Source organism: Gemmatimonas sp. (assembly GCF_041689975.1).
Classification (GTDB): domain Bacteria; phylum Gemmatimonadota; class Gemmatimonadetes; order Gemmatimonadales; family Gemmatimonadaceae; genus Gemmatimonas.
Map to the genome: position 1 here is coordinate 1 of NZ_JBDNFF010000296.1, position 6,983 is coordinate 6,983.

Sequence of the window (6,983 nt, forward strand, 5' to 3'; positions counted from 1 at the left end):
CGCGGATAATGTTATCCGCATCGATGTCGCTGAGGAACAACATGATCGTGAGGTGCGTGTGTGGGATCGTTGGTATGGAGGGGTGGCGGGCCCTCGGCGAGGTCGTCGAGACACACATTGCCCACCAATGTTTACTCGCTTCCCCTATGCTGACGGGGTGCTCACAGGGGCACCAGCCTGCATCGGGAGCATAGGCCTGGATCTGCACAAACGCTAGCGTCAGCTCGCGATCAACGCGGACAACGGCATGATTACGGCACGATAACGCACCGCCGCATCGCCATCAGTCGGGCGTGGTTTAGCGCCGTACTCGGGACTCGGACTCGGGCCGAGCTCCCGCTCGATTCCAGCACGGAACGCGAGTGCACGTGGAGACAACCTCCCCTCGCAAACGCTATCCGGTCTGAAAAAATCCTTCGCATCGACAATTTGAGACTGGCCGATTGGCTCTTCGGCTGCGACCTTAGTTCAGGAAGAAAAGGGCTATAACGACCCAATGCCCCTTCGGGGCCGTAGTTGCCGGGCCGATATTCACGATTAGCGTCTAACGGGGGCTGCGGACTAAGTACCGTGTGCGCCCGGCTGCTCCACAGAACCCTTCTGACACTTTTGTGGCATGCCCGCAGTAACGGATATCTTCTCAAAACCACACGCGACCGCCCCCGATCCGCTTCTCGAGCGGCTCCGGTCGGTCACGATTGGCGAGTATGAAATCCGAGGCGAGCTCGGCCGTGGCGGCATGGCAGTGGTCTACCTCGCCAAAGACATCCGACTCGAGCGTACCGTCGCGATCAAGGTCATGCTCCCGGAGCTGATGCGCACCGATGGCATGGCCGAGCGGTTCGTGCTTGAAGCGCGGATCTCGGCACGGCTGCAGCATCCGAACATCATCATCGTGCACGATGTGCGGCAGCGTGAGGAGATCATCTACTTCGTGATGGGCCTCGTCGACGGGTGCGGCCTCGACGAGATCACCCGCGCCGGCATCGTGCTGGCAATCGACGACGTGCGTTGGGTGCTCATGCAGGCGGCGCAAGCGCTTTCGTACGCCAACGGCGAAGGCATCGTGCATCGCGACGTCAAACCAGGGAATATTCTGCTCACGGTCAAGGGCGATGTGCTGGTCACCGACTTCGGCATTGCCAAAGTGGTCGAGAACAACAGCCACTCGATTGGCGCGACCATCATCGGCACCCCGCTGTACATGAGCCCCGAGCAGGTCACCGGCCAGCGCGTTTCCGAGGCGTCCGACCAATATGCGCTGGGCATTGCCGCCTATGTGCTGCTGACCGGGAGCCCGCCCTTCAGTGGTGATCTCAGTCTGTACGACCTGGCAACGGCGCACGTTCGCACACGACCGGTGCCACTCCAAACCCGCCGGCCTGACTGTCCTCCCGCCTTGGCTGCCGCGGTCATGCGCATGCTCGAGAAGCGTCCGGCAGAGCGGTGGCCGTCCTTGCAGGAACTGGTGCCGGTACTGGCCGACGGGCTGCCACACGACGGGCTGGCGATCAAGCGACGGCTCGGTGCCGTCGCCCGCAGCACGCGCGACGCCAACGCGCAGCGCAGCCAAGTGAGCTCGATCGAGACGCCGGTCACGCCGCGTCCGGGCGCACCATTCAAGCCCAAGCCGGCCATGATCGTGGTGTCGCCACCCAGTGCGACGCTGTACGTCGCCACGCAGCTGGAGCTGTCGGCGAAGGTCCTGACGCGCGCCGGCGACCCCATACACGACGCGATCGTGGCGTGGACATCAAGTGACACCGAGATCGTGACGGTGACGCCCGCTGGCGCACTGCTGGGTGTCGGACCGGGCACGGCGTGCATTCGCGCCGCGATCGGCAGCGTGTACGAGGAGGCGCTGGTCACCGTCGTCCTGTCGCCGATCACGCAGCTGGAGTTGGCGGCTGAATCCTTGACCCTGCCGGTCGGTGCAGTGCTCCGCCCTGTCGTTCGCGCCATCGACGCCCACGGCCGATATCGCGCCGACGCCGCGTGTTCGTGGCTGAGCCGCAACGCCGGCATCGTGCAGGTCGTCGGTGCCGGCGAACTGCTTGGCGTGGCCGTCGGCGAGGCAGCGATCGAAGTCGCTGCCGGGACGGCGCGCGCCACATTGCGGCTGCGAGTGACACCTCGGCCCGCCGTAACGGTGCGGGTGCTCGTCGACGCGTCGACGATCGAATGCGGTGATGCGATCGCGCTGCGTGTCGAGGCCTTCGACGATCGTGGTGCCCCGGTGCATGCACCGCACATCGCGTGGACTTCGGACGCGACGCACATCGTGCATGTGGACTCGGCCGGCACCGCGATTGGCCTGTCCCCGGGTCTCGCCGCGCTCACGGCGGTGGTCGATGGTGCGCGTGGCGCGCTGTCCCTGACGGTAGTCGAGGCACCGATTGCCGCGATTACGCTGACCGTCCGCCCGTCGTCGCTCGAACCCGGCGATGCTGCCCATGTTGAGCTCGTGGTGACCGATGCCTCGGGAAATCCCCGATCCGAAGACGGTATCGCGGTGGTGTCGGACAATGCTGCCGTCGTCGGCGTGCTCGGCGATGGTCGAACGCTGACCGCCGTCGCACCCGGCCAGGCGCGCATCGTGGCGCGCGTGAACGATCCGACGCTCGCGGCCGCCGTTCCCGTCACGCCGGTGGTGGTCTCGGTGAGGCTGCCCGTGGTGGACCGTATCCTCCTCTCCTCACCGTCGCTCGACCTGGAGCTTGGGGCAGTGGTCGCGGTCTCCGCGCGATGCCAGGATGCACGACGGCGTGTACTGACTGACACGATGTTGTCGTGGCAGTCGCTCGACCCCTCCATTGCTCGCGTCGACGCACGCGGCCAGGTGCGGGCACTCACGGCTGGGGAAACAGTCGTGCGTGTCACAGCCTCCGGGGCTCACGAATCGTCAGCTGCGGTGGAGATGCCGGTGCGGGTGCGTCAGCCGGCGGCGGCATATGTACGCGTGTCGGCGTCCACTGCGCGGATGCAGGTGGGCCTGGCGCAGCACGTCGAGGCGCTGCTCATTGAAAGTACCGGCGCCACGGTGACCCAATGTGCGCCGGTCTGGAGCAGTAGCGATTCGAGCATTGCGCGCGTGAGCGCGGCCGGCCTCGTCGAGGCGCTGGCGCCCGGTCAGGTGACGATCACCGCGCACCTCGACGGGCAGCGCGGTGATCTCGTGCTGTACGTGGATCAGGCACCGGTCATCGCGCTCGCCGGAGATCAGCCGGCAGAGGTAGCGGTGGTGGTGCCACCACCACGTAAATCCGGTGTTCGCCGGTGGCTGTTGGCCGTGGGCGGATTGGCGGCGGTCGCGATCAGTGTACTCGTGGCGACGCGCGAGCCTCCCTCGCCGCCCCTGACGCCGCCGCCCGATGGTATCGTCATCGAATACCAGCTTCCGCAGGCCGACGGGCTGTCCGTCGGCAGTCGGCTGCCACTGCGCGCATTTTCCCGCAGCGGACGTGTGCCGTTGTCCGACGTACGATGGAGTGTGTCGCCGACGAGCGCGGCGACCATCGATCCGGGGGGAATTTTGCTCGCGCAGAAACCGGGCACTGTTCGCGTGACGGCGATGGCGCCGACAGACTCGGTCGCGGTCGCGACCATCGCGATTGTGGAGAAGAAGCCCGTCCCGCCGACTCCCGTGACACAGGGGACATTGGTCGTCACGGAGCTCCCGGCCGGCGGGAGCATCCGTGTCGACGGTCGTCGCATATCGGGGTCACGCGTGAACCTCGATCAGGGGTCGCACGCGGTCCGGTTGCAAGCGCCAAACTACGTACCAGTCAATACTGTCGTGCAGATCGGTGCGGGTGAGACCCGGACGCTCGTTTTTGATGCAAAGCGGGCCGAGGTGCCCCCTGGACCGAAGCAACCACCCGGGGTGCTCATGCTCCGCGTTTCACCATTCGCCACGGTGTTTATCGATGACGTGCTCGCCGCCGAGGACGAGCTGATCGTCATGACCTTGCCGGCAGGGCGCCATGCGGTCAGACTCGAGAAGCCGGGCTACGCGACACTCGACACGGTGGTCACCGTGCCCCCCTCCGATACGCTCAAGCGGCGGTTCACCCTGCAACCGCGAACGCCATGAGGCCGATGCGCCAACTTTGCGTGGTCATTGCGGTCGTGGCGTCGCTTTCTGCGACGGTGGCGAGCGCCCAAGAGAGCCGACCCGCGATGGTCGATTCCGCCCGCGCGCTGATCAATGACTTCAACGAACTTCAGTCATTCGCTCTGCTGCGACGGGCACTCGATCCGGCGCTTGGCGCGCCGGACGCGTCGTGGGCGCGAGGGGTGCTGCTGCTGGGGCAAACGCTGCTGCAGAAGAACCAACGCGAGGAAGCGGTCTCCTGGCTGCGTTGGGCGCTCCGACGGTCACCGACGTTGCAAGCAGACAGTGTGACCTCTACGCCCGCACTGGTGACTGCACTTCAAGAAGCGCGCGCATTCGTCGCAGCGAGCGGGACCGAGCCGCGAGTCTCGCTCCGGTTCGAGTGGGCGACGGCCACGACGTCGGGTGGATTCGGAGACCTGCGGGTCGCGCGCGGCGCCGGTGACGCATCGGGGCCCGTGCAGCTTTCCGTCAACGGTGCGTTTCTCGATGAAGGGCGGCCGCTCAGGCTCTCGCCGGGGAGCTATCGCGTCGCGGCGCGGGCCAGTGGTCAGTCCGACGCCGAGTTCACCACAGAAGTCCTCCCCGGCGTCACCACGATGGTCACCATCACCTTCGTGACGGCAAGCGTCGGCGGGTCTCGAGCGGTCGAGCCGTTGCGGCCCACATTCCCCCCTGCGGTCGAGCCGTTGCGGCCCACACTCCCCCCTGCGGTGGTGCCGAAGGCATCGAAGGGGCGCTCGAAGTTATGGGCGGTTGCTGCCGGCGTGGCCGGCGTCGGTATCGTGGCCGTGCTGGCGATGCCCAAGTCAGCGCCGGGGCCCACCACCGGCGGCATCGTCCTCCGTCTCCCATGATGCGTCAGCCAAGTCGCGGACCTGCCCCGCACGACGCGGGCGAGCAACGCCTGTTCACGCGCATCGTGACATTGGCGCGTGTCCTGCAGTCAGCGCTCGTGGCGTTAACGCTGACGGTCCTGATGGCGTGCAGCCGGGATGTGATCTCCGTTGACGTGGGCGGCGTCTCGCTGAGCATTTCGAGTGCCGCCTCTGTTGCCGCGATCGATTCATGGCGCGTCAACATCAGCGGGCCGAGTGGGACGCAAACGCGAACCGGTAGCCCCCGGGGTACCATCGAGTTCTTGTCCCTCCAGCCGGGGAGCTACACCGTCCTGCTCGAAGGGTTTGAAGGAGCCGACCTCGCGTCGCGCGGACAGACCACCGTGGCCGTGCAGGCCGGGGGCACCGCCACCGCGAGCGTCTCGCTCACCCCCGTGCTGCCGGTGGTGAGCGTGGTTGCAAGTGACCCGAGCGCTGCCGAAGTCGGACCGGACCCAGGCACGTTCACGATTTCGCGCACGGGGCCGAGCTCTGGTGCGCTGGTGGTCAACGTGTCGCTCGGTGGTACGGCTACGGCCGGCACCGACTATCAGGGAATCGCGCCCTCGGTCACGATGGGGCCGGGACAACGTGTGTTAGCTGTGAACGTCGTGCCGGTGCTCGATGCGGTGCTCGAGGGTGCGGAGTCTGTCGTCTTGACGATTGCGTCGGGCTCCGAGTACGTCGTAGGAACGCCGGGGGCTGCGACGGTGAGCATCGTCGACGCGCCACTTGTGACCGTCATCGCCAGCGATGCAAGTGCATCGGAGATTGGACTCGACCCGGGGGCATTCACGATTTCGCGTACCGGAGACGTCACCTTGGCGCTCACAGTTGCTGTGAGCCTGTCGGGAAGTGCGACCGCCGGGAGCGACTATGGTTCCATCATTTCGCCGGTGACGATTCCCGCTGGGCAGAATTCGGCTGCTGTATCCGTCACTCCCCTCGCCGATGCAATTAGCGAAGGAGTGGAGACGGTCATCTTGACGATCGCCGCGAATCCTGCGGCTTACGCGGTAGGCTCCCCGAACAGTGCGACGGTCTTCATTGCGGACACACCACTGCCGAACGTGACGGTGACCGCGGTCGACTCGATTGCTTCGGAGGTTGGGCCGACGAACGGCACGTTCCGTATCTTTCGGAGCGGCGCGACAGCCGTTCCGTTAGCCATTGGGGTGACGCTGACCGGAAGCGCGGAGAATGGTGTCGACTACCAGTCGATCTCGACGACGCAAATGATTGCCGTCGGGGCGACGTTTGTGGACGTGCCAGTCGTTCCCCTGCTGGACGGGGTCGTAGAGGGAAATGAGACCGTCATCCTGACATTGGTGCCCGACGGGAGTTTTACGGTGGTATCGTCGCCCTCGGCGACGGTAACGATCGCGGATGCGCCGGTGGTGACGATCGCGGCGCCGAAGTCGGTTGTAGTGGGCCACGATCACACCTGCGGGCTGACGAGCACGGGGGCGGCGTTTTGCTGGGGCAGTAATTTCGTTGGTCAGCTAGGCGATGGGACAGACAGCAACCGGACGGTTCCGACCGCGGTCGCTGGGGGGCGGCCCTTCGTGTCACTCGCCGGTGGCTTTTTCCACACCTGCGGCTTGACGAGCACGGGGGCGGCGTTTTGCTGGGGCCGTAATGACGCTAGTCAGCTCGGCGATGGGACAACGCGCAACCGGACGGTTCCGACCGCGGTCGCGGGGGGGCGGACCTTCGTGTCACTCGCCGGTGGCGGTTTCCACACCTGCGGCTTGACGAGCACGGGGGCGGCGTTTTGCTGGGGCAGTAATTTTGAAGGTGTGCTGGGCGATGGGACAACCAGCAACCGGACGGATCCGACCGCGGTCGCTGGGGGGCGGACCTTCGTGTCACTCGCTGGTGGCTTTGACCACACCTGCGGCTTGACGAGCACGGGGGCGGCGTTTTGCTGGGGCCGTAATGACGCTAGTCAGCTCGGCGATGGGACAACGCGCAACCGGACGGTTCCGACC

At 66.0% G+C, this 6,983-nt stretch carries 3 protein-coding genes; all 3 read left to right on the top strand.

Annotation, left to right across the window (positions count from 1 at the left end; translation table 11 throughout):
• Nucleotides 1-616: 616 nt before the first annotated feature.
• Nucleotides 617-4,093 (top strand): protein kinase domain-containing protein, encoded by a 3,477-nt coding sequence (locus tag ACESNG_RS17900; protein ID WP_373070145.1) that lies wholly within the window; start codon nucleotides 617-619, stop codon nucleotides 4,091-4,093.
• Between the two features lie 86 nt (nucleotides 4,094-4,179).
• Entirely contained in the window at nucleotides 4,180-4,971 is a 792-nt protein-coding gene (locus ACESNG_RS17905) for a hypothetical protein (protein ID WP_373070147.1), read from the top strand.
• On the top strand, nucleotides 4,968-6,983 hold a 2,016-nt coding region (locus tag ACESNG_RS17910; RefSeq protein WP_373070149.1), incomplete at its 3' end, for a Calx-beta domain-containing protein. The genes ACESNG_RS17905 and ACESNG_RS17910, both read left to right, overlap by 4 nt.